Consider the following 22617-nt stretch of genomic DNA (forward strand, 5'->3'; position numbering starts at 1 on the left):
TCTTACAAGGCGAACTTGGAGGTTCCCGGAGCAGCGTTGTACGTGTTGAGCAGATCGATACCGGCGACGACCAGGGTCGGTCCACCCGCGACGATCGTGCCGATGACGCCACCGACACCGGCGCCCGGCACGATGCCGATCGCGGGGACGATGATGCCGCCGATGACTGCACCGATGATGGTGCCGGTCAGTCCGCCGATGGAGGTGGCGAGACCGAGCTGCGAAGCGAAGGACTGCTCGGCAGCGGTGTTCTCGGCGGGCGATGCCACCGTGTTCTCGAGCGCGTTCGGGGCGAGGCCCATCGGTGCTGCGAGGTTCGGGATGAGCTTCACGGTGCGGCCCTCGTCGGTGTACTCGACACCGTAGGGGAACTCGACGCCGTTGAGGTTGAACGACAGCGGAAGGCTCAGGATCGTGTTGCCCTCCTCGTCCACCAGGTCGACGGTCTTGCCGTCGTCGGACGCACGGAACATGCCGGCGTCGACGGTGGTGACGACGCCACCGGCCTCGACGCGCGATGCCCAGTTCAGCTCGGAGTTCTCCGCGGGAGCACTCTCGGTGGTCGTCGCGGAGGGGGTGGTGGTGGCCGGCTGCGCGTACGCAGTACCGGTGGCCACGCCCAGGGAGGCGATCGCGATCGCAGAGGTTGCGACGAGTCGACGCAGTGTCATCTAGATGTTCCGTTCGTTCAGGTTCGTGGTGTCGGACCCCGACACGAGCACTGTAGCGGTTGACAGGGACACAACCGAATATAAGGTCCGTTTTCAGTACTCGATCCGGGAATTGTCCGTGTGAACAGCCACGATGTGACCTCACCCACGGACGAGGTTGCTCGTGAAGGGTAACAAAATGGTCGCGATGAGGGGCGACTTCCTCGGCTGCCCGAAGTTACCCACGAGGCAAGTTAGGAATACCTGTGCGCGAGGCCTGTCGCTGTGCCGTAATACGGTAGGGCTCATCGCCTGTGCAGGACGGACCAGCCCTCCGTCCGACCTGCGGTGATGTCGACCGAAATGCTAAGTTACCGATCGGTAGGACCCTTGTGGTTACCGGCTGGTAACTTCGAGTGGGACAGATGCATCCGGGCTGACCGTCGGACCGCCCCCTGTGGCCGGCCGGAAGCGTAGGGCGACGGAATGGCCGTCGCCGAAGAAAGGCAGCGTCATGAATGCCCTGACGATCACCCTCGGCACCGTCGGTGCCCTGCTCAGCATCGTGTGTTGGGCCTACTTCTTCCGCGGTGCCGCGATGATGGTGCGATCCATCGCGCTGGGACAGCCGGACAGGACACGTCTGCGACCGTTCGTTCCGCGGTTCAAGCAGATGTGCATCGAGTTCGCTGCGCACACCCGGATGAACAAGTTCCGCTCCGTCGGCTGGGCGCACTGGTTGGTGATGGTCGGCTTCATGCTCGGCGCCATCCTGTGGTTCGAGGCCTACGGGCAGACGTTCAATCCCGAGTTCCACTGGCCACTCATCGGTGACCTCGCGATCTACCACCTCATGGACGAGATCCTGGGCCTGGGCACCGTCATCGGCATCGTGACGCTGATGATCATCCGGCAGCGGAACCACCCTCGCTCCCCCGAGCGCCTCTCCCGCTTCTCCGGCTCCAACTTCCGTGCCGCCTACTTCGTCGAGTTCGTGGTGCTGCTCGAGGGCCTCGGCATGATCTTCGTGAAGGCCGGCAAGATCGCCACCTACGGGCACGCCAACCCGTGGACCGACTTCTTCACCATGAACCTGGCCAAGCTGCTCCCCGCGAGCGCGGTCCTGGTCTCGATCTTCGCCTTCGTCAAGCTCATGTCCGGCATGGTCTGGCTGCTGATCGTCGGCCGCAACATCACGTGGGGTGTCGCATGGCACCGGTTCAGCGCGTTCTTCAACATCTACTTCAAGCGTGAGGACGACGGCGGAGTCGCGCTCGGCGCGGCCAAGCCGATGATGTCCGGCGGCAAGGTCCTCGAGATGGAGGAGGCCGACCCCGACGTCGACGCGTTCGGTGCCGGCAAGATCGAGGACTTCACCTGGAAGGGCTGGCTCGACTTCACCACGTGCACCGAGTGCGGCCGCTGCCAGTCGCAGTGTCCGGCGTGGAACACGGGCAAGCCGCTCTCACCCAAGCTGCTCATCACCTCGCTCCGCGACCACGGCAACGCCAAGGCGCCGTACCTGCTCGCCGGTGGCCGCAAGGACATGGCGGGCGACGAGGTCGGCCTGGTCGACGCGGACGGCAAGCCGGACGAGGCCAAGCTCGCGAAGATCCCGCAGGCCGCCCGTGACGAGGCCGAGCGCCCGCTGGTCGGCGAGACCACCCTCGACGGCGGTCTCGGCGGAATCATCGATCCCGAGGTGCTGTGGAGCTGCACCAACTGCGGCGCCTGCGTCGAGCAGTGCCCCGTCGACATCGAGCACGTCGACCACATTCTCGACATGCGTCGCTACCAGGTGCTCATCGAGTCGGAGTTCCCCTCCGAGCTGGCCGGCCTGTTCAAGAACCTGGAGAACAAGGGCAACCCCTGGGGCCAGAACGCCAAGGACCGCACCAACTGGATCTCGGAGCTCGACTTCGACGTGCCGGTCTTCGGCCAGGACGCCGACAGCTTCGAGGACTTCGAGTACCTCTTCTGGGTCGGCTGCGCCGGCGCCTACGAGGACCGCGCGAAGAAGACCACCAAGGCCGTCGCGGAACTGCTCGCCACCGCCGGCGTGAAGTTCATGGTGCTCGGCGCCGAGGAGACCTGCACCGGCGACTCCGCTCGCCGCGCGGGCAACGAGTTCCTGTTCCAGCAGCTCGCGATGCAGAACATCGAGACCCTGAACTCCGTGTTCGAGGGTGTCGACGAGAGCCGTCGCAAGATCGTCGTCACGTGCGCGCACTGCTTCAACGCACTCGGCAACGAGTACCCGCAGGTGGGCGGCAAGTACGAGGTCGTGCACCACACCCAGCTGCTCAACCGCCTCGTGCGGGCCAAGAAGTTGGTGCCGGTGGCGTCGGTGCAAGAGGACGTCACGTACCACGACCCGTGCTTCCTGGGACGCCACAACAAGGTGTACGACGCACCCCGCGAGCTCATGGCGGCGTCGGGCTCCACACTCAAGGAGATGCCGCGTCACGGCGAGCGCTCCATGTGCTGCGGCGCCGGTGGTGCTCGCATGTGGATGGAAGAGAAGATCGGCAAGCGGATCAACATCGACCGCGTCGACGAAGCGCTCGACACCCTGGGTGGCAGCACCACCGCGACGCAGAAGATCGCGACCGGCTGCCCCTTCTGCCGGGTCATGCTCAACGACGGTGTCACCGCACGCCAGGAGGCCGGTGGCAACGACAACGTCGAGGTCATCGACGTCTCGCAGATGCTGCTCAGCTCGATCACGCGCCTGGACTCCGCACAGCTCGGCGAGAACATCAAGGTGGTGCCGCGGGCCAAGCCCGTGGTCGTCCCTGCCGAGGAGCCCGTCGACACCCCCAAGGCCGAGTCCGTCGCCACCGAGGACGTCGCCGCCGCAGAGGAGAAGGGTCGCGTCGAAGAGATCGAGACGGCCGCAGCGGGTGGCGATCCCGCTGCCCCCGCGCCCGGCAAGGGTCTGAAGATGAAGGGCCTGGCCAAGGCTCCGGGCGCCAAGGCACCCGGTGCGAAGGCTCCGGCCAAGCCCGCCGAGTCGCCCAACGCCGACGGTGACGACGCAGCCGACGCGTCCAAGCCGAAGGGCCTGGGGATGGCCGGCAAGGCGAAGGCACCGGGCGGCAAGGGGCTGCAGCTCAAGGGTCGTCCTCCGGGCGCGAAGGCACCGGGATCTGCCTCAGCTGCTCCGGCCGAGAAGCCGGAACCGACCGACGCTCCCGCCGAGACGGCCAGTGAGGCATCCGAGTCGTTGCCGACGGTCAAGCCCAAGGGTCTCGCCGTGAAGTCCGGGTTCAAGAAGCCCGGCGCCACGGCACCGGGGTCGGCAGCTCCCGCTCCCGAGGCTTCTGCTCCCGCCGAGACTTCTGCTGCGGCGCCGGCCGAGGCACCGGCACAGGCGGCCGAGTCGATGCCGACCGTCAAGCCCAAGGGTCTCGCCGTGAAGTCCGGGTTCAAGAAGCCCGGCGCCAAGGCACCGGGTTCCGCGGCCGCACCGGCGGCTGAGGCACCGGCCGAGGCTTCTGCTCCTGCCGAGGCTTCTGCTGAGGCACCGTCCGAGGCTCCCGCCGAGGCACCGGCACAGGCGACCGAGTCGATGCCGACCGTCAAGGCCAAGGGTCTCGCCGTGAAGTCCGGGTTCAAGAAGCCGGGCGCCAAGGCACCGGGTTCCGCGGCACCCGCCGCAGCGCCCGAGCCGGAGGCAACTGCCGAGTCGGAGGCACCGGAGTCGGCGGCACCCGCAGAGCAGGCCACCGAGGAGACGGCCGCTCCTACGCCGGAGTCGAACGGTGCTGCCGAGTCGAACGGTGCTGCGGAGTCGAACGGTGCTGCCGAGTCGAACGGCGCCGCGGAGCCCGCAGACACCCCGGCGCCACCGCAGCCGAAGGCCGGTGGGCTCGGGTTCAAGTCGGGAGCGAAGGCGCCGGGCAAGAGGTCCTGACCGAACACCCGTTGCAGTAGCCGAACACCCTCTCCAGCGTGCTGGGGAGGGTGTTCGCGTTGTGTGCGGTGTGCGGGCTCGGCACCACGGGCCCCGCACCGCAGAAGGCACCACAGGCCCCGCACCGCAGAAGGCAGCACCCGGCACGCGGCTCCGCTCCCCCAGAGCCACACACCACTTGCCGCCTCAGACACCCTGTCCGGCGTGCTGCGAGGGGTGTACGCGTCACGGACTCTGTGCAGCTCACGCATCCACAGGCCTCGGGCCATCCCCAGCGCGGAACCTGAGCCCCGCCCGAGCACCACCGGTGCGGCAACGATCGGGGCATGGCTCGCATCATCACGCGCTCTCAGGCATTGACCGACGGATTCACCGACTCCGAGCTCCGCCGACTCTGCCGCGACGGCACCCTCACCCGCCTGTGCCGCGGGGCCTACGCGGGTGCGCGTGACGTCGAGAACCTGACCGACACCGATCGGCACCTCCTCGTCGTGCGGGCAACCATGGCGCGCGCGACCGCCCCCGACACCGTGTCGAGCCACGCGAGTGCCGCCCTGCTGCACGGGATCACGCTGTGGGACGTGCCGCTGGGCACCGTCCACCTGACGCGGAACCGCAGAACAGGGGGTCGCCGCGGACAGCTCCGCACAGTGCACGCGTCGCCCTACGACCCGGACGAGATCACCGAGGTGGAGGGCCTCCGCGTGACCACTGTGGCCCGCACGATCGCGGACCTGGCCTGCAGCCTCCCGTTCGAGCAGGCCGTCTGCGCGGCGGACGATGCCGCGCGTCGGCTCGGGGTACTCGGCACGGAGGTGGCGGCGGTGCTCGCCCGACGGCCGACCCGCAACGGCCACGCTCGCGCGCTGCGGGTGGCTCGGTTCATGAACGCTGGAGCGGAGAGCGTCGGCGAGTCACGGAGCCGCGTACTGCTCCACGAGTCGGGCTTCGTCGTCGAGGTGCAGCGAATGGTGCACTGCGCGAACCGATCTCATCGCGTGGACTTCTTCCTGCCCGGGTCGAACGTGGTGGGCGAGTTCGACGGACGCGTCAAGTACGGCCGACTCGTGCCCACGGGTGACACTCCCGCTGACGTGCTGTGGCGCGAGAAGCTCAGGGAGGACGAGATCCGAGACACGGGGTACGAGATGGCGCGCTGGACGTGGGGTGATCTGGAGTTCCCCGAGTCGATCATCGGGCGGATCCGCCGCGCCGAGGCGCGATCCGCACGCCGACCATGACATCCACACCCCCTCCAGCCTGCGGAACGGGTTGCAGCTCAACGCAACCGGTGCACGACGCCACCAGCAGCACCCGAAGACACACCGCCCCTACCGCACCCCCTCCAACTGCCCGACGATGTGCTCCGCGATACCCAGCGCCGCGGTGGCGGCGGGTGAGGGCGCGTTGAGCACGTGCACCTGGCCGGGCCGCTGTTCGTAGTAGAAGTCGTCGACCAGTGCACCGCTGCGGTGGATCGCCTGCGCCCGCACTCCCGCATGGGTGGGGACGAGGCTGTCCGAGGGCAGGTCCGGCACCAGCTCGCGCAGACTGGCGAGGAAGCGCGCGGACGACACCGACCGGGCCACCTCCTGCGCCCCGGTACGCCAGTAACGCCGACCGAGTCGCCACAGCCCGGGCCATGTCAGCGCGTCGGCCACGTCGCGCGGCGCGATGTCGCGCCACCGATAGCCTTCGCGCGCCAGTGCGAGAACGGCATTCGGTCCGGCATGAACGGTGCCGTCGATCATGCGGGTGAGGTGGACGCCCAGGAACGGCAGCGTCGGGTCGGGCACCGGATAGATGAGCCCGCGCACCAGGTGGCTGTACTGCGGTGCCAGTTCGAAGTACTCGCCGCGGAACGGCAGGATGCGGACGGCCGGGGTGACTCCGGCCATGCGGGCGATGCGGTCGCTGTGCAGTCCGGCGCAGTTCACCAGCAGGTCGGCAGCGATCAGCGTCTCCGACTGCCCTGTGCGACAGCGCACCTCGACCGATCCACTGATCGCGACGACCTCGGCGCCCAGCACCACGTCACTGCCGGCGTCCTCGATCTCGCGTCGCAGCGTGGCACACACCGCCCGGTAGTCGACGATGCCGGTGGACTCCACCCGCAGCGCCGCCACCGCGCGCACCGCGGGTTCGTACTCTCGAGCCTCGTCCGCGGTGATCATCCGGCACGGCACCCCGTTGACGGCGCCGCGCTCGGCCAGGGCTCGCAGTGCCGGTACCTGCGCCTCGGTGGTGGCGACCACGAGCTTGCCGCAGACGTCGACGGGCAGGTCGTGCTCGCGGGCGAAGTCCCGCATCGACACGGACCCGGACACGGCGAGCGTGGCCTTGAGGCTGCCGGGCGCGTAGTAGAGACCCGAATGGATGACACCGGAATTGTTGCCCGTCTGATGCGTCGCGGTGTCCGACTCCTTGTCCAGCACCGTCACCCGGTACCCGCGGCGTATCAGCGCCCGCCCCGTCGCGAGGCCCACGATGCCGGCCCCGACCACCACCACGTGCCCACCGTGCATGTCAGGACTCGACGATCGCCTTGATCGCGGCGAGCGTGCGGGGAATCCCGTCGAGTGCGGCGGTACGGCGGATCTCGATCTCCTCCTGCGCGCGATCGCCGAACTTCGTGTGGAAGTACTCGATCCCCTGCTCGGTGAACAGCCACGATTCGGTGAGCTGCGTCGAGTTCTCGTCGATCGCCTCGAGGGTGTAACCCCACCGCACGAACGAGTCGCCGACGAGCCAGGCGAACTCGGTGCCCGGGATGGCGACGGCGACGGTCGAGACCGTCTCCCAGGTGCGGTCGGCGGTGACGTTGCGCCCGGTGAAGGTGGACCCGACCACGTCGGCGCTGCCGCCGTCGTTCCACCAGCACTCCTGGCAGATCGGGCTCCACTCCCCGGTCCGGGTGACGTCGGAGACGAGGGCGTACACGGCGTCGGGCGACGCGGCGATCACGATGGAGTCGGAATGCTCGAGTGCGGTCATGCCTCGAGTATGCCGCCGAGCGGCGCCGTGAAGGTGGTTCGTCGCCGAAGTTCCTGCTCCGCCACCCGGATCGCCAACTGCAGGCGCTCCTCACGGCTCCCCGTCAACAACACCCAGGACCTGCCGGTGCGCGTGAGCGCGTCGAGGAACCACCCGGTCATGTCCGCCCGCACTTGTTCACCGTCACGAATACCGTCCTGCACGAACGGAACTCCGTGATGATCCGTCACCAGATACACGGCGGGGCGATCGTCGGCGACGGCGTGGTGTGACTCGGGGCCGAGGTAACGCCGCTCCCACACCGTCGTCGCGAACGCGTCGGTATCGCAGATCAGCACAGGCGATCCGCGCCGCGCTGCCGCGTCCTCGTGGGCAGTCTGGGTGCGCGCGATGCGGGCGAAGTCGTCACCGGTCCACACGATGTCGTCGACCGATCCGACCTCCGCGACCTTGTCGAGGGTGTCCTGCCGGCCGAACTCGTGGACGCACTCGGTGTCCGGCCACCGTTGTCGAAAGTGTGCAGCCAGCGCGCCCGCGACGGTGGTGGTGCCCGTCGACTCCGAACCCACCACGACGATGCGCGTCGCCAGACCGGCTCTGGCGGGCGCGTCGAGGCAGCGCCACGAGGCGGCGAGGTCGCGACGACACGCGGTCCCGGACACCGGGAAGGTGCTGCGCGGCAGATCGAACGGCACGTGTCGAGCGTCGAACCACCGCGACAGTTCCTCGCCGTACGGCTCGCTGGTGACCACCACGTCGACGGGCTCGTTCCCGACGGCCGCGCGCATGCACGCCACCTGGGCCGCCCACACGGCCCGTGAGGTGTGGTCGATCGGTGCGTCGCAGACGATGCCGGTGATCGTGACCGTCTTCTCGCCTGCGTGCGACTCGGTCATCCACGCCACACGGTCTCGCAGAGACACCGACTCCACGGTGGCTGCCATCACCACGACGGTCACCCGGTCGGCCACCGTGGCGGCGAACCGGACCATCGCGTGGTGACCGACGTGCGGCGGATAGAACTTGCCGATGATCAGCGCGTGCCTCATGCCGGCACCTCGACGGCGGCGGGGGTCATCGACCGTGTCCACGCTCGCAGCCCGGCAACGCACAGCGCGATGAATCCCAGATAGAGAACACCGGTCAGCACCAGGTCCTTGTAGAGGTAGAGCGGCACGTACACGACGTCCGCGGCGATCCACAGGAACCAGGACTCACGACGCTTCGTCACCTGGCCCCACGTCGCCAGCAGTGACAGCACGGTCGTCACCGCGTCCCAGAACGGCACGACCGACGTCGTCGCGGTGTCGAGGAACCACGTCATGGCCAGCGTGGCCGTCACGCCGACGGCGCCGAGCCACCACCATTCCCGACGGCTGGTGGACGTGACCACCAGCGGACCCTGCGTGCCGCCGCCGACCCACAGGACCCATCCGGACACGGCGAGAGCGATGTAGACGAACTGCAGCGCCGCGTCGGCGAACAGCCCGGCGCCGAAGAACAGCAGGACGAACGCCAGATTGTTGGCGATACCGATGGGCCAGTTCCACACCGACTGCCGTGCGACCAGGACGACGCAGGTGGCGCCCGTGACGAATCCGACGACCTCGACCCACGACGTGGGTGCCCCGAAGGACACGAACGCGGTGGATCCGAGCCACTCGATCAGGGTCATGACGCCTCCTTAGCGTGATTATGCGCTAAGCATGGCGCAGAAGTGCTCGAAGTGCAACTCGACCCCTCGTCAGGCCACCGGCTCGAGCAACTGCGGCCCGTTGTTGCGCACGCTGTTGACGGCCGTGCTCACCTCGTACGGAGACAGGTGCGGCTCGGGCATCGACTGGACCAGGTCCGCCACCGCGCCGAGATCGGTCAGCGTCGGGTCCAACCAGGCATCGCGCATGTCCGCCGGCACCACGACGGGTGACCGGTCGTGGATGTGCCCCAGCGCGTCGGTGGCCGTCGTGGTGAGCACAGTCGTGGTCCACACCCACTTGCCCGGATCATCCTCGGGCAGTGCGGGATCCGGCCACAGCTCGTACAGTCCCGCCATCGCGAGAACACCGTCCGTGTGCAGGAAGTGCGGGATCTTCTTCCCCTCGCGCTTCTCCCACTCGTAGTACCCGTCGGCGGGAACGAGGCAGCGCCGCTTCGCCGCGGCCTTGCGGAACGCCGGCTTCTCGGTGATGGTCTCGGACCGCGCGTTGATCAGCCTGCTCGCGATCTTTCGATCCTTCGCCCACGACGGGATCAGACCCCATCGGACCGTCCGCAGCTGGCGCGCTTCCTCCCCACGCTCGAGCACGATGCGCACCGGATCCGTGGGCGCCACGTTGTAGGACGGTTCCGGCGCCTCCCCCAGCGCCACGGCGGCATCGAAGATGGACGACAGGTCGTCGTCGGACCGGGTACTGGCGTAGCGACCGCACATCCCTCGATTCTGCCCCGCTCGGGTAGCGACATGCCAGGCGGTCTGGTTAGTGTCGGAAAGTACCGCAACCGACGAGGGGGATCGCATGTCGACCGTGGACGAGACACCCGGCGCGCTGCAGTCGTGGGGGCTGAGCAAGCAGTACGACGGGAGCGCACCGGCCGTGCGCGACCTGTCGTTGTTCGTGCCGGCCGGCACGCTGTACGGGCTGGTGGGACCCAACGGAGCAGGCAAGACCACGTTCCTGTCGATGGCGACGGGCATCGTGCGACCGTCCGCCGGGCAGGTGTGGATCGACGGTCACGACGTGTGGGCCGACCCGGTCGCCGCCCGCGGGCGCGTCGGACTGCTTCCCGACGGGCCGTCCCTCCCCGAGGCCCTGCCCGGTCGGCGCGCACTGCACTACGTCGGAGTGCTGCACGGTCTCGATCCGGCGGTGGCGCACGAACGCTGCGAGGAACTGCTCGCGGTGCTGGACATCGCCGAGGCCGGTGACCGCGCGGTCTCCACGTACAGCGCCGGAATGAAGAAGAAGATCGGCCTGGCCGCGGCGATGATCCACTCGCCGCGGCTCCTCGTGCTCGACGAGCCGCTGGAGGCGGTGGACCCCATGTCCGCCCGCACCATTCGGCACCTTCTCGAGAGTTTCGTCGCGCGGGGCGGCACCGCGATGGTGTCGAGTCACTCCATGCCGCTCATCGAGCAGATGTGCTCGCACGTGGCCATTCTCGCCCGCGGCTCTCTGCTGGCCGCCGGCACGATCGACGACGTGCGTGCCGGCGGCACCCTCGAGGGCGCGCTGTTCGACGCGGTCGGCGGCGGTGACCAGGCGGCCGAGTTGCCATGGCTGGGCTCATGATCAGCGCGCCGGTCCGCACACTGTTGTCGTTGGATCGCGAGATACGCAGAGCAGCAACCGGATCGGGTGCCCGCATCGCGATCGTGATCACCGCGATCGCGTCGCTCGGGGCGATGTACGCGGTCACGCTGAGCGCACAGCCCTCGGCGCGTGCCACGCTCGCCGCACTGTGCGCCGTGGTGGTGGTAGTCCTCACCGTCGTCGCTCCCCTGCTGACCGGAGTGGGCGATCGCGGACTCGTCCCGGCACACGTGCGCCACCTACCGGTGCGTGCCGACGATCTCCGGAGAGCCCTCGCCCTCATCGGTGCGCGCAGCGGGGTGACCGTCTTCCTCGTCGTCGGACTCGCCCTCACGCCCGTCGCGGTTCCGGACGTCTCGCCCGTGGCACGCATCGTGACCGCCGTGATCGCCCTGCTCACCGTCGGTGTCGCGCTCGCCGTGTCCCGTGTCGCCGTCCTCCGCCTGGATGCGGCATCGCGCACTCCCCGCGGCCGCATCCTCTCGACGATCGGTGGCACCGTCGTCGCCGCGGCCGCGTACGCGGCCTTCCTCCTGCTCGGCAACGTCTCGACGTCGTTCGCCGACAACACCTTCCTGCGCACCGCGGTGCGCGTCCTGCCGACGGGATGGGCGGCGGTGTCGAGCGAGGCAGTCGACGACGGGAGGTGGTGGGTGCCCGTCCTCGTCGCCGTCGCGCTCGCCGGACTCGGCGCACTGGTGGTGCGGTGGTGGACCTCGGCGGTGTCGGCCGCGCTCGACAGCACGCCGCCCCGCTCCCGGACCGACCGCCGTCGGACGACGACGTTCCGTGCGCGTGGACCTATGATCACGGCCATCGCCGCCGAGAGCAGGTTGCTGCTGGTCGATCCGCGCCGAGTGGGACTGCTGACGATGCCGGGGGTGTTCTTGCTCGTCGGAGTCGTGCTCATGGCCACCTCGACCGACATCTACGGCCTGCAGTACGGCGCACCGATCGTGATCCTGCTGACGAGCAGCATGTTCGCCAACTCGTACGGCCTCGACGGCGCAGCGGCGTGGCGCGTCACGTCGGTGCCGGGTGTGGCGCGACGCGTCATCGACGCGCGTCTCGTCATCGCGGCGGTGGTGGCCGTGGTGTTCGGCGCCGTCGGGACTGTCCTCGGTCGCCTCGTCGGCGATCCGTCGCCGCGCACTCTCCCCGTGGCGGCCGCCGTCGTCGTGGCCGCGTCCCTGGCCACCGCCGCGGCCGGCGCCGTGCAGTCGGCGGCCAGCCCGTACGTCGTCGCAGGACAGACCGCGGGGAGCGCGTTCAATTCCCGCGGGTCGATGACCGGCCGTGCGATCGGGTGGACGCTCGCTGTGATGGCCGGGGGTGCCCTCCTGTGCCTGCCGGGCGTCCTGATCGCGCTGGCCCTCCCGGGCGTCCTCGTCTGGCTCGCGCCCGTCGTCTCCCTGCTGCTCGGCGGATGCATCGTGGCGGTGGCCCGGCGTCGAGCCGTCGCTCTGGTGACCAGCCGCGGCCCGGAGATCTTCGCAACCGTCAGCGCCTGATCACGATCCCGTGCACGATGTGGTCCGGGGAGCCGAGAGCGAGGAACACACAGGCATGACCATGCACGAACCGTCGACGCACGTCGTTCGCAAGACCAGCACCACCCTCGCCGACGGTCGAGAGTTGCTGTACTTCGACGACTCCGAGCCCTGGGTGTCCGGGGAGAAGACGCGGGACCTGGTGGACACGCGTCCCCTCCCCGCGTCGGAGTCGTTGTCGCAGATGCGACTCGACGTGCTCACCGGCGACTGGGTGGTCATCGCCGCGCAGCGGATGGACCGCACGTTTCTCCCACCGCCCGACGCGTCCCCGCTCGCGCCGAGCCGCCCGGGACGCCCACCCACCGAGATCCCCGCTGCCGACTACGACGTCGTGGTCTTCGAGAATCGCTTCCCCTCCCTCGCGCAGTCGGCAGCGGCGCAGCACCTTTCGTCGCACGTCGACGGCGAGGAGCTCTGGCCGCTCGCTGCCGGCACGGGCCGGTGCGAGGTGGTGTGTTTCGCCAGCGACCCCGACGCCTCCTTCGCCTCGCTCGACCTGCACCGGGTGCGCACCATCGTCGACGTGTGGGCCGACCGCACCGAGGCACTGTCCGCCCTCCCGGGGGTGCGCCAGGTGGTCTGCTTCGAGAACCGGGGGCGGGAGATCGGGGTGACCCTCACTCACCCGCACGGGCAGATCTACGCCTACCCGTACCTGCCGCAGAGGACCGACGCGATGATCCGGCAGTCCCGGCTGCACCGGGACCGCACCGGTCGCTCACTGCTGTCCGACGTACTGGACACCGAGCTGCGGTCCGGCCGCCGCATCGTCGTCGACACCGAGTACTGGGTGGCCTACGTGCCGGCGGCCGCCCGCTGGCCCGTCGAGGTGCACCTCGCCCCGCGCCGCGCCGTTCCCGATCTCGCTGCGTTGTCGACGGCCGAACGCGACGCGTTGGCCGGTGTGTATCGCGCTCTGCTGCGTGCCGTCGACGACTTCTTCGAGGGCGTCGACGAGGTGCCGTACATCGCAGCGTGGCATCAGGCTCCCGTCGGTGCGGACCGTGATCTGGGGCGTCTGCACCTGCAGCTGTTCTCGATGATGCGATCGCCGGGACGGATGAAGTTCCTGGCCGGATCCGAGTCCGCCATGGGCGCGTGGATCAACGACACCACGCCCGAGGCCATCGCGGACAGGTTCCGGGAGGTGCTCGCGTGACCGCGTGGCTGCCGGTCGTCGACGAGGCCGAGCTCGCCGACGGTGCCGTCGAACGGTTCCGCACGACCTTCGGCGGCGAGCCGGACGGCGTCTGGATCGCGCCGGGACGGGTGAACCTGATCGGCGAGCACGTGGACTACGCGGGCGGGCTCGTCCTTCCCTTCGCGTTGCCCTACGTCACCGCGGTCGCGGCCCGCCGACGCGACGACGCAGTACTGCGGGCGGCGTCGACAGGCTCCGACATGCACTGGGGTATCGCACTGTCGGCCATCGCTCCCGGCAGCCCGGACGGGTGGGGCGCGTACGTCGCCGGCGTCTCGTGGGCGCTGGGGCTCACGATGGGCGCGGACATCGCGGTGCACTCGTCCGTCCCCGTGGGCTCCGGCCTGTCCAGCTCGGCTGCTCTCGAATGTGCTGTGGCGGTGGCACTCCGGGACCTGTTCGATCTCGACACCGACCGGCGGGCACTGATCGACGCGTGCATCCGCGCCGAGAACGAGATCGCCGGCGCATCGACGGGCGGGATGGATCAGTCGATCGCGATGCTCGCGGAACCGGGCCACGCGCTGCTGCTGGACTGTCTCGACTTCTCCTCCCGACAGATTCCGCTCGATCTCCCGGACGCGGAGATCCTCGTCATCGACACGAACGCACCGCATCGGCTGGTCGACGGTCAGTACGGCCGGCGGCGCGCGTCGATCGAGAAGGCGTGCGCCGACCTCGGCGTGTCGACGCTGCGCGGTCTCGACCCGGAGGCGGCGGCGTCCGCGATGACCGACCAGGTGTCGGCGGCACGCGTCCGGCACGTCACCAGCGAGATCGTCCGCGTGGAGCAGGCGGCCGAACTCCTGAACGCCACACCCGATCTCGCGGCGTTGGGGGCGCTGCTGACCGCATCGCACCGATCACTGCGTGACGACTACGAGGTGAGCTCGCCCGAACTGGACTCCGCCGTCCGGGCATCGCTGGACGCCGGCGCGTTCGGCGCCCGGATGACCGGCGGCGGGTTCGGCGGTTCGGCCATCGCCCTGGTCGACCGGACGCGCACCGAGGCGATCGCGGACGCGGTCACCGAGGCGGCATCGGCAGCCGGGCTGCCCACCCCCACCTTCCTCACCGCCACCCCGTCCAGGGCAGCGCACCGTCAGCGCTGAGAACGCCGACCCGAGACGACGAGTAGCGCCGCACCCAGAACCAGACCGACACCCCCGACGGACCACAGCAGCACAGGTCCGCGGTCGTTGAGCCACATCAGCTTGGTGGCCGACTCGCGGGCGCGGTCGAGCTGCTCCTTCTGCCCGTCCTCGTCGAGCCCGAGGGTCGCCTTGAACACGGTGACCTCCGGAACGGCAGGGTCGCGCGCGAAGTACTGGTAGGGCTGCTCACGACCGCCGACGAGACTGCCGCTGCGCGGCTCGACGTAGATGTCGCGAACGGTGGAGTAGTACCGCTTCATGGTGATCGACTGCTCACCGAGCCCCTCGAGCCCCCACTTCGACGCGGGCAACGTCACGGAGTTGATCGGCGACTGCGTCGTCTCGGAGAGATCGGCACCGGTGACCTGCGTGCGGAAGTGGTAGATCGGGAGCCCGTCCATCGAGATCTCCTCGACGAACTCGGCAGGGAAGCTCGTCCAGGCCGTCGCGTCGTAGACCGAGTACGTGATCGGCTGGGTGTCGAACGGGAAGCGCTGCTGATATCCGGTCCGCGGCACCGGGATGGCGGGCTTGCCGACGGTGGTCTGCAACGACGCCACCGGATCGACGGGCTGCGACGTGCGTCGATCGACGGTGACCCGGTCGACCGACGCGGTCAGCAGACCGGCATCGCCCTCCCGGTCCGCACGGCGCACGGTCGCGCCGGACTGGAACGTCACGCGATCCGCGTCGCTCGGATCCTCGGTGGTGATGAAGCGCTGCACCACCAGCGGGACCCCGGTGGCCACGGACAGCGGGCCGGGACGCGTGATGGACGTCGCGTCGAGCACGTCGCCGCCGGTTCCCGGATCGGTGACCGCGACCGTCGTGGTGCGGATGTCCAGGGGCGTCACCGCGAGTCGATGCTCGACGTAGGTGGGCAGCATGATCGCCCCCACCACGGCCGCACTGCCGATAGCGAGCAGGACACACGAGCTGCCGCGCAGGAGGGTCGGTCGCGCCACGTCGGTCACCTGCTCCCGTACTGCACGTCGCCGAGCACCGAGGCCGACGGATCGGCGGTGACCACCGGCTCCGGCCGGACGGTCTCCTCGGCGGACCACGTCAGGCCCACTACCGCGCCGGCGGACAACACCCCACCCACGAGCAGGCTGGCCACAGCCGGCACCACGACACTTCTCACAGCCACGTCCCCCACATCCGATCCTCGACGTCCAACTGTGTCATTTCGGACACCGCCCGAGGCCGTCCCGACGTTGTGAACAGTCCACGATCTGGGCGCGGACCTCTGGAGGCTCCCGTTTCACCCGGTCGGGTCGCGGGTACAACCCGGCTCATGAACGAAACCCGGCACACGAGCGATACGGGCGGCCCCGCGCCGGCCGCGGCCGATCTGTCCACCGTGCAATTGGTCGAGCGCCTGACCCAGCAGGTGAGCACGCTGGTGCGCACCGAGGTGAGCAGCGCACTCGACGAGGTCAAGTCGAAGGGCACCAAGCTCGGGGTCGGCATCGGTGTCTCCGGCGCCGGCGCCCTGCTGCTGTTCCTGGGCCTCGCGACCCTCGTCGCCACCGCCGTCCTCGGCCTGGCGACGGTCCTCGACCCGTGGCTCGCGGCACTGATCGTCGCCGTCGTCCTGCTGATCGTCGGCGGCATCCTCGCCAAGGTCGGCGCGACCAAGGCGAAGAATGCCGTTCCGCCTGCACCTGCCGCCACCGTCGCCAGCGTCCAGCGCGACGTCGAGACCGTCCAGAACGCCCGAAAGGCTCACTCATGACCGACCCGAAGGACGCGTCCGAACCGCGTCACGCCCTGCGTACCGAGGCCGATGCCGAGCCGCCGTCCGTCGAGCAGCAGCGCGAGGAGCTGGCCGAGACCGTCGAGGCGCTCGCGGCCAAGGTCGACGTGCCCGCTCGCGTCTCCGCCGCGGCCCACGAGTCGACGGAGAAGGTGCAGGAGGTAGCTCAGCAGGGCGTCGCCAAGGCACAGGAGGGTGTCGCGCAGGTGAAGGAGAACCCGCAGGTCGCGGGCATCTCGCTCGCCGGTGCGGTCGCCGCCGTGGTCCTCGTGGCCCTGGTCCGCCGTCGCCGTGCGCGCACGGCGCTGCGCCGACAGACCGTCCTCGACATCCTGGCCGGCCGATGACCAGCACGTCGAAGGCGTTCTACAAGCCGCTCTCCCTGGCCACGAGCATCGTCGGTGGACTGGTCGCCGGGCAGATCTTCAACCAGATCTACAAGCGCGTCGGCAAGAACGACGCCGAGATGCCCGATCCGAAGGACCTCTCACGCACCAACCGTGAGGTCCTGATCGCCGCAGCGCTGCACGGCGTCGTGTACGGGCTGGTCAAGGCCGGGGTCGACCGCGCCGGCGCCAAGGGATTTCGCGCACTCGCCAAGGAAGACCCCAAGTGACGATCATCAGAAGGAGCCTTTCGTGACCGAGAACCAGGGTGCAGCCTCCGAGGCGCGCAGCGACTTCGTCGACAAGATCAAGGGCCGGGCCAAGGAAGTGGCCGGCGCCGTGACCAACAACGACGAACTCGCCGATCGCGGACGGCTCGAGCAGGCGGAGGTGGAACGCCGCCGCGAGGCCGAGGCCACCGAGACCGCCGCCGCCCTCGAGATCGAGGAGGCGCAGCAGGACATCGCGGAGACGGAGGCCGAGGCGGACGTCGCACGGCAGTCCGTCGAGGACCGCACCGACGCGTCCGAGGCTGCGGCACAGAACGACCGGCTCCGTGCGCACACGACGGCGGAGGCCGACGCGATGCGTGACGCCGAGCAGGGTCGCGTCGCCGCCGAGGCACAGTCGGAGCGGCGCATCGCCGAGGCCACCAGCGAGCGGCAGCAGGAGGAGGCCCGTGCGGCCGACGACATCTCCGCTGCGCGAAGCGAATACGACGAGAAGCTCGACGAGGCCGACGCACTGGAGCAGGAGGCGGCGCAGGCACGTGAGCGCGCCGCCCGGGCCGAGCGCGAGGCCGCGTCGACCGGCACCGAGGAGACCAAGTGAGCCTGTCCCTGCCCCGCCGGATCCTGCGACTGCAGTACTCGATCGCACGACTTCCGTTGCAGGCGTTCGAGTCCACCGTGATCAGTCGGCTCGACGCCGAGGGTCCGGTCCGTGCGACGTATCAGCAGATCGTCGGAAGCATCGACGCCACCGCGGGTGCCGTCCTGGGTGACGAGGACCTCGCGCGGCGCGGCCAGAAGATGCGCAGCGCGGCCGCGGATCTCGAGAAGGCCACCCGTCTCGAGGCGCAGGCCCGCGAGAAGCGTGCACAGGCGACGCGCGAGACGCAGAACAGGGTCGACGAGGCGACGACGCGGGCGAAGAAGGCTCGCGAGACCGCCGAGGAGAAGGCGACCGACGCGGCCGACCAGGAGATCGAGAACAAGGTGGCCGCGGGCAAGAAGGCCGCCGCACGACTCGAGGACCGCAAGTCGCGCGCCGACGACATCGCTGACAAGCGGATCTCGGCGGCCGAGGCCGAGCGTGAAGCGAAGCTGTCGGAGGTCGAACGCCGCGAGGCCGAGGCCAAGGCTCCGCGCACCGAGGAGATCGAGGACGCGGCGGAGAAGCTCGAGGACGCCGCCGAGAAGCGCGACGACGCCGAACGCCTGGCGGACGTCGCGGAGGCGTCGAAGGACAGCTGACACCGCCCGTCGACTCACCGTCTGCCCCCGACAGTCACTGGACTGCTCGGGGGCAGACCACTCGACGGGGCCGACAGTGAGACGATGGCGGACGTGAGCACATCAGACACGACGCCGCGCCAGGCCGGCCAGCGCACGCTGCGCCCGCTCGAGCAGTCCGTCAAGCTGCAGAACGTCCTCTACGAGATCCGTGGACCCGTGCACGCCCACGCCGCCCGTCTCGAGGCCGAGGGCCACCGCATTCTGAAGCTCAACATCGGCAACCCGGCGCCGTTCGGCTTCGAGGCACCCGACGTGATCGTGCGCGACATGATCGCCGCGCTCCCCACGGCTCAGGGGTACTCCGAGTCCAAGGGCATCATGTCGGCCCGCCGCGCCATCGTCACTCGCTACGAGCTGGTCGACGGCTTCCCGTTCCTCGACGTCGACGACATCTATCTCGGCAACGGCGTGTCCGAGCTGATCACGATGACGATGCAGGCGCTGCTCGACGACGGCGACGAGGTCCTCATCCCGGCGCCCGACTACCCGCTGTGGACGGCGATGACGACGCTGTCCGGTGGCAAGGCGGTGCACTACCGCTGCGACGAGGAGAACGACTGGAACCCCGACCTCGCGGACATCGAGTCGAAGATCACCGATCGCACCAAGGCGCTCCTGGTCATCAACCCGAACAACCCGACGGGTGCGGTGTACTCCAAAGAGGTGCTGCGGGGGATCGCGGCGCTGGCACGCAAGCACAGCCTGTTGCTGCTGGCCGACGAGATCTACGACAAGATCCTCTACGACGGCGCCCAGCACGTGTCCATGGCGACGATGGCGCCGGACCTGCTGTGCCTCACCTTCAACGGCCTCTCCAAGGCCTACCGGGTGGCCGGATACCGCGCGGGCTGGCTCGCGATCACCGGACCCAAGGACCACGCCGCGGGCTTCCTGGAGGGCATCAATCTGCTGGCGTCCACTCGCCTGTGCCCCAATGTGCCTGCGCAGCATGCCATTCAGGTCGCACTCGGTGGCCACCAGAGCATCGGGGACCTCATCCTGCCGGGTGGGCGGCTGCTCGAACAGCGTGACGTCGCGTGGGAGGGACTCAATGCCATTCCCGGCGTGAGCTGCGTCAAGCCGCGCGGTGCGCTGTACGCCTTCCCGCGCCTCGATCCCGAGGTGCACGAGATCCACAGCGACGAGAAGCTGGTGCAGGACCTGCTGCTGCAGGAGAAGATCCTGGTGGTGCAGGGAACCGGCTTCAACTGGCCCGACCACGATCACCTGCGCATCGTCACGCTGCCGTGGGCCCGCGATCTGCGCACGGCGATCGAACGGTTCGGCAATTTCCTGTCGTCGTACCGACAGTGACCGTCAGGGCGTTCGTCGAGGCGCTGCCCAAGGTGGAGCTGCACGTCCACCTCGAGGGGTCGATGTGGCCGAGCACGCTGAAGGCGCTGGCCGACAAGCATCAGGTCGAGGCCATCCCGCGCACGGAGGACGCGCTGCGGGAGTGGTTCGAGTTCCGCGACTTCCCGCACTTCATCGAGGTGTACCTGACGTCGATCGGCGTGCTGCGCGATCCCGAGGACTTCGCGCGGCTCGCGTACGACAGCCTCACCGCGCTGGCGACGCACGCCGTGCGGTACACCGAGATGCACATCAGTCTCTTCGGGCACCTCATGCGTGGGGTGGACGCGGCGGCGGTGTTCGAGGGTGTCGAGGAGGGCCGGCTGCGTGCTGAGGCCGAGACCGGCATCGTCGCGCGCTGGATCCCCGATTTCCCCGGTGACTTCGGTACCGATGCGGCAAACCGCACCCTGGACGCCGTGCTGGCGCATCGCGTCGACTCGATCGTCGGATTCGGCATCGGGGGCATCGAGGTGCCGCGGGCGGAGTTCGCCGACGTGTTCGCGCGGGCGAGCGCGGCGGGACTGCACTCGCTCCCCCACTCCGGCGAGACCGGCGGGCCGGACAGCATCTGGTCGGCGCTGCGCGATCTGGGGGCCGAACGCATCGGCCACGCCATCGCCGCGCTCGGCGACCCCGAGCTCGTCGCGCACCTGATCGAGCACCGGATCCCGCTCGACGTGTCCCCCACCTCCAACATCCGGACCCGCGTCGTCGAGTCGCTCGACGTGCACCCGCTGCCGGCCATGATCGACGCGGGGCTGACGGTGACGCTCAACAGCGACGACCCGTCGATGTTCGGCACCGACCTCACCACCGAGTACCTCGCCGCGCACGGCATGGGACTGGACGCGTCGGCCCTGCGCTCGCTCGCCCTCGCAGGGGTGGACGCGTCGTACGCGGACGCGGACCTGAAGGAGCAGTTGCGGGCGGAGATCGCGGCGGTCGAACTCCCGGAGGTCTAGGGGCGCTGCACGCCCCCCAGCCACCCACACCCCTCCCCGCAGGCTGCAGGGGGTGTGCGCCTCACGGAACCCGCGCAGCACGGCGTGCCGGTATTCCCGCGGGCGTTCCAGGTTCCCGCGGATGCTGCAACACCTACGAGAACCCGGAACCCCTACGGGAGCGCCGGCACACTCCCTGACCTGCACTTGGTGTGACGCGCAGTGCCATACACCGCGCTGTGTGACACAACACAACGTCTCGGGCACATTTTTCAACCCCGTGATGATCGAACCGTGCGCTCGCGGGTATGTTCGTACATGAGCCCTTCGGGGTTCCGAAAGCGCCGAACGGCCCCCCACCCCCCCGGTGGGCCGCTCGGTCGGTGGCGGGGGACACCCCCCCTGCTTCCCCGCCACCCGCTTTCGTCCCGCGCCGCTCGCGCCCCCATTTACTTCTCCGCGCCACCGATAGTGTTGGCGTCGTGACACACGGCCACGGACACAGCTCCGGTCCCGCCCCCATCGGGAAGATCGCCGCGAGACTGGTGCTCGGCATCCTCGCCGTCGTCGGCATCGCCGCGATCGTGGGCGTGGTGCTGCTGTGGCCCAGCGATCGCACCGTCGAGGTCCCCGCGCCGTTCCAGAGCGCGGCCGGCGGCGTCGTGGCCACCGAGTACGGCACCGTGGTGTCGCAGGACATCGGTCCGTGCGGCAGTTCGTCCAACGGTCGCGTCTTCAGCGGCGCCCCCACTCCGCCCACCGTCTCGGGCTTCGAGTGCAACCGGAGCATCGTCTCGATCGACACCGGCGTGAACGAGGGCACCCGCACCCTGCTCGAGGTGACGCCCGGGCCGGGCACCCCCGATCTGCGCGTCGGCGAGGAGATCCGCCTCGTCCGCGGCACCGACGACAGCGGGACCGCGATCTACGGGTTCGACGACTACTCCCGCACCACGCCGCTGCTGCTGGTGGTCGCGGTCTTCGCCGTCGTCATCTGCGTGGTCGCGCGGTGGCGCGGGCTGCGCGCGCTGCTCGGACTCGGTCTCGCGCTCGGAGTGCTGGTGGGTTTCGTGCTCCCCGCGATCCTCGACGGCCGGTCCGCCATCCTCGTCGCCTTGGTCGGCGGCACCGTGATCCTCTACGGCGTGCTGTATCTGGCGCACGGGCCCAATCTGCGGACCAGTTCGGCGTTGCTCGGCACCGTGGTGTCGATGGGCGTCGCTGCGGGACTGTCCGAAGCGGCCATCAGGCTGACCCGGGTGACCGGTCTGTCGGAGGAACAGAACACCGACGTGCAGGCCTATCTCGACCACGTCAGCATCACCGGGTTGCTGCTCGCCGGGTTCATCATCGGATCGCTCGGCGTGCTGAACGACGTGACGATCACCCAGGCGTCGGCAGCCTTCGAACTCGCGGCACTCGATCCCGACGCCACCCGGCGGTCGATCTTCACGTCCGCGATGCGCGTCGGGCGGGACCACATCGCCAGCACCGTGTACACGCTCGTCCTTGCCTATGCGGGTGGTGCGCTGCCGCTGCTGCTGCTCTTCAGTGTCGCCGGCCGCTCGTTCGGCAACGTCCTGACCGGAGACGCGGTGGCCATCGAGATCGTCCGCTCGTGCGTGGGCGGCACGGCGCTCGCGCTCTCCGTTCCGCTCACCACCGCGATCGCCGTGATGCTCGCCCGGCCGCCCCGCGGACGCGCCCCCGTGAGCGGTCGGCACTCCGCGCGCTGACGCCCCAGCACAGCACCTCCGGTCGTCTCACGGTATGTATTTGTCACAAAAACATTCTCGTGTATTGTTTTCACTGGGTTCGGGAACCTACGCGTCTGTTCATCGCAGAGGCAAGGCACATCGACACATGTGAGGAACATCGA

At 69.3% G+C, this 22617-nt stretch carries 22 protein-coding genes; 14 read left to right on the forward strand and 8 right to left on the reverse strand.

What is annotated here, in order from left to right:
• Positions 1-2: 2 nt before the first annotated feature.
• Positions 3-671 carry a DUF8020 domain-containing protein gene (locus tag J4E04_RS19255; protein ID WP_307109454.1) on the reverse strand — a complete coding sequence of 223 codons (669 nt, stop codon included), beginning with the start codon at positions 669-671 and terminating at the stop codon, positions 3-5.
• A gap of 493 nt (positions 672-1164) precedes the next feature.
• On the opposite strand from J4E04_RS19255, the gene J4E04_RS19260 reads away from it, so the two are divergent.
• Positions 1165-4566, forward strand: a complete 3402-nt coding sequence (locus J4E04_RS19260; RefSeq protein WP_490149379.1) for a (Fe-S)-binding protein — start codon at positions 1165-1167, stop codon at positions 4564-4566.
• A 326-nt stretch (positions 4567-4892) separates the two neighbouring features.
• Positions 4893-5807 (forward strand): type IV toxin-antitoxin system AbiEi family antitoxin domain-containing protein, encoded by a 915-nt coding sequence (locus J4E04_RS19265; RefSeq protein WP_490149380.1) that lies wholly within the window; start codon positions 4893-4895, stop codon positions 5805-5807.
• 90 nt (positions 5808-5897) lie between these two features.
• Here the strand turns inward: J4E04_RS19265 and lhgO are convergent, their stop codons facing one another.
• From lhgO to J4E04_RS19290, 5 genes are all read right to left on the reverse strand, one after another.
• Positions 5898-7091 (reverse strand): L-2-hydroxyglutarate oxidase, encoded by a 1194-nt coding sequence (gene lhgO / locus J4E04_RS19270; RefSeq protein WP_490149381.1) that lies wholly within the window; start codon positions 7089-7091, stop codon positions 5898-5900.
• Between the two features lies 1 nt (position 7092).
• Positions 7093-7560: an SRPBCC family protein gene (locus tag J4E04_RS19275; RefSeq protein WP_056444006.1), complete on the reverse strand. Its 468-nt coding sequence runs from the start codon at positions 7558-7560 to the stop codon at positions 7093-7095.
• Complete coding sequence (locus J4E04_RS19280) at positions 7557-8609, reverse strand: AAA family ATPase (protein ID WP_490149382.1); 1053 nt, start codon at positions 8607-8609, stop codon at positions 7557-7559. The genes J4E04_RS19275 and J4E04_RS19280 overlap by 4 nt, the downstream gene beginning before the upstream one ends.
• Positions 8606-9235, reverse strand: a complete 630-nt coding sequence (pnuC, locus tag J4E04_RS19285) for a nicotinamide riboside transporter PnuC (RefSeq protein WP_037186937.1) — start codon at positions 9233-9235, stop codon at positions 8606-8608. The genes J4E04_RS19280 and pnuC overlap by 4 nt, the downstream gene beginning before the upstream one ends.
• A 69-nt stretch (positions 9236-9304) precedes the next feature.
• Positions 9305-9991, reverse strand: a complete 687-nt coding sequence (locus J4E04_RS19290; protein ID WP_056444003.1) for an SOS response-associated peptidase — start codon at positions 9989-9991, stop codon at positions 9305-9307.
• An 85-nt stretch (positions 9992-10076) separates the two neighbouring features.
• On the opposite strand from J4E04_RS19290, the gene J4E04_RS19295 reads away from it, so the two are divergent.
• Genes J4E04_RS19295 through galK form a run of 4 tightly spaced genes read left to right on the forward strand, consistent with a single transcriptional unit; the run spans position 10077 to position 14737 of the window.
• On the forward strand, positions 10077-10850 hold the full coding sequence (locus J4E04_RS19295) for an ABC transporter ATP-binding protein (protein WP_027506946.1): 774 nt from the start codon (positions 10077-10079) through the stop codon (positions 10848-10850).
• Entirely contained in the window at positions 10835-12382 is a 1548-nt protein-coding gene (locus tag J4E04_RS19300) for a hypothetical protein (protein WP_490149383.1), read from the forward strand. Before J4E04_RS19295 ends, J4E04_RS19300 begins: the two co-directional genes overlap by 16 nt.
• A 55-nt stretch (positions 12383-12437) precedes the next feature.
• The gene (gene galT, locus J4E04_RS19305; RefSeq protein WP_490149384.1) at positions 12438-13583 is read left to right on the forward strand and encodes a galactose-1-phosphate uridylyltransferase; all 1146 of its coding nucleotides are present in this window, start codon (positions 12438-12440) and stop codon (positions 13581-13583) included.
• The gene (gene galK, locus J4E04_RS19310) at positions 13580-14737 is read left to right on the forward strand and encodes a galactokinase (RefSeq protein WP_490149385.1); all 1158 of its coding nucleotides are present in this window, start codon (positions 13580-13582) and stop codon (positions 14735-14737) included. The genes galT and galK overlap by 4 nt, the downstream gene beginning before the upstream one ends.
• On the opposite strand, the gene pgfA is transcribed toward galK, so the two are convergent.
• Together pgfA and J4E04_RS19320 are read right to left on the reverse strand one after the other, a co-directional pair.
• Positions 14728-15744: a cell envelope lipid trafficking protein PgfA gene (gene pgfA, locus J4E04_RS19315; protein ID WP_490149386.1), complete on the reverse strand. Its 1017-nt coding sequence runs from the start codon at positions 15742-15744 to the stop codon at positions 14728-14730. The genes galK and pgfA overlap by 10 nt on opposite strands.
• 5 nt (positions 15745-15749) lie before the next feature.
• Positions 15750-15929, reverse strand: coding sequence for a DUF2613 domain-containing protein (locus J4E04_RS19320; protein WP_235579024.1), 180 nt, complete (start codon positions 15927-15929; stop codon positions 15750-15752).
• A 147-nt stretch (positions 15930-16076) separates the two neighbouring features.
• On the opposite strand from J4E04_RS19320, the gene J4E04_RS19325 reads away from it, so the two are divergent.
• The 8 genes from J4E04_RS19325 (at position 16077) to J4E04_RS19360 (ending at position 22474) form a co-directional block, all read left to right on the forward strand.
• Complete coding sequence (locus tag J4E04_RS19325; protein WP_328813624.1) at positions 16077-16517, forward strand: phage holin family protein; 441 nt, start codon at positions 16077-16079, stop codon at positions 16515-16517.
• The gene (locus tag J4E04_RS19330; protein WP_490149387.1) at positions 16514-16885 is read left to right on the forward strand and encodes a DUF3618 domain-containing protein; all 372 of its coding nucleotides are present in this window, start codon (positions 16514-16516) and stop codon (positions 16883-16885) included. Before J4E04_RS19325 ends, J4E04_RS19330 begins: the two co-directional genes overlap by 4 nt.
• Positions 16882-17154 (forward strand): DUF4235 domain-containing protein, encoded by a 273-nt coding sequence (locus tag J4E04_RS19335; RefSeq protein WP_027506952.1) that lies wholly within the window; start codon positions 16882-16884, stop codon positions 17152-17154. Before J4E04_RS19330 ends, J4E04_RS19335 begins: the two co-directional genes overlap by 4 nt.
• A 22-nt stretch (positions 17155-17176) precedes the next feature.
• The gene (locus J4E04_RS19340) at positions 17177-17755 is read left to right on the forward strand and encodes a hypothetical protein (RefSeq protein WP_490149388.1); all 579 of its coding nucleotides are present in this window, start codon (positions 17177-17179) and stop codon (positions 17753-17755) included.
• The gene (locus tag J4E04_RS19345; RefSeq protein WP_222626572.1) at positions 17752-18399 is read left to right on the forward strand and encodes a hypothetical protein; all 648 of its coding nucleotides are present in this window, start codon (positions 17752-17754) and stop codon (positions 18397-18399) included. The genes J4E04_RS19340 and J4E04_RS19345 overlap by 4 nt, the downstream gene beginning before the upstream one ends.
• An 84-nt stretch (positions 18400-18483) precedes the next feature.
• Entirely contained in the window at positions 18484-19755 is a 1272-nt protein-coding gene (locus J4E04_RS19350; RefSeq protein ID WP_027506955.1) for a pyridoxal phosphate-dependent aminotransferase, read from the forward strand.
• Positions 19752-20759 carry an adenosine deaminase gene (gene add, locus J4E04_RS19355; protein WP_490149389.1) on the forward strand — a complete coding sequence of 336 codons (1008 nt, stop codon included), beginning with the start codon at positions 19752-19754 and terminating at the stop codon, positions 20757-20759. The genes J4E04_RS19350 and add overlap by 4 nt, the downstream gene beginning before the upstream one ends.
• A 461-nt stretch (positions 20760-21220) precedes the next feature.
• Positions 21221-22474 carry a YibE/F family protein gene (locus J4E04_RS19360; protein WP_056443987.1) on the forward strand — a complete coding sequence of 418 codons (1254 nt, stop codon included), beginning with the start codon at positions 21221-21223 and terminating at the stop codon, positions 22472-22474.
• The last annotated feature ends 143 nt before the right edge of the window (positions 22475-22617 follow it).

The sequence above is a fragment of the Rhodococcus sp. NFXS4 genome (genome assembly GCF_058139645.1).

Excerpts from the sequence above, each read along its gene's own strand:
- J4E04_RS19255 (WP_307109454.1), bottom strand. The coding sequence starts at position 671 with ATGACACTGCGTCGACTCGTCGCAACCTCTGCGATCGCGATCGCCTCC.
- J4E04_RS19260 (WP_490149379.1), top strand. The coding sequence starts at position 1,165 with ATGAATGCCCTGACGATCACCCTCGGCACCGTCGGTGCCCTGCTCAGC.
- J4E04_RS19265 (WP_490149380.1), top strand. The coding sequence starts at position 4,893 with ATGGCTCGCATCATCACGCGCTCTCAGGCATTGACCGACGGATTCACC.
- lhgO (WP_490149381.1), bottom strand. The coding sequence starts at position 7,091 with ATGCACGGTGGGCACGTGGTGGTGGTCGGGGCCGGCATCGTGGGCCTC.
- J4E04_RS19275 (WP_056444006.1), bottom strand. The coding sequence starts at position 7,560 with ATGACCGCACTCGAGCATTCCGACTCCATCGTGATCGCCGCGTCGCCC.
- J4E04_RS19280 (WP_490149382.1), bottom strand. The coding sequence starts at position 8,609 with ATGAGGCACGCGCTGATCATCGGCAAGTTCTATCCGCCGCACGTCGGT.
- pnuC (WP_037186937.1), bottom strand. The coding sequence starts at position 9,235 with ATGACCCTGATCGAGTGGCTCGGATCCACCGCGTTCGTGTCCTTCGGG.
- J4E04_RS19290 (WP_056444003.1), bottom strand. The coding sequence starts at position 9,991 with ATGTGCGGTCGCTACGCCAGTACCCGGTCCGACGACGACCTGTCGTCC.
- J4E04_RS19295 (WP_027506946.1), top strand. The coding sequence starts at position 10,077 with ATGTCGACCGTGGACGAGACACCCGGCGCGCTGCAGTCGTGGGGGCTG.
- J4E04_RS19300 (WP_490149383.1), top strand. The coding sequence starts at position 10,835 with ATGGCTGGGCTCATGATCAGCGCGCCGGTCCGCACACTGTTGTCGTTG.
- galT (WP_490149384.1), top strand. The coding sequence starts at position 12,438 with ATGACCATGCACGAACCGTCGACGCACGTCGTTCGCAAGACCAGCACC.
- J4E04_RS19325 (WP_328813624.1), top strand. The coding sequence starts at position 16,077 with ATGAACGAAACCCGGCACACGAGCGATACGGGCGGCCCCGCGCCGGCC.
- J4E04_RS19330 (WP_490149387.1), top strand. The coding sequence starts at position 16,514 with ATGACCGACCCGAAGGACGCGTCCGAACCGCGTCACGCCCTGCGTACC.
- J4E04_RS19335 (WP_027506952.1), top strand. The coding sequence starts at position 16,882 with ATGACCAGCACGTCGAAGGCGTTCTACAAGCCGCTCTCCCTGGCCACG.
- J4E04_RS19350 (WP_027506955.1), top strand. The coding sequence starts at position 18,484 with ATGGCGGACGTGAGCACATCAGACACGACGCCGCGCCAGGCCGGCCAG.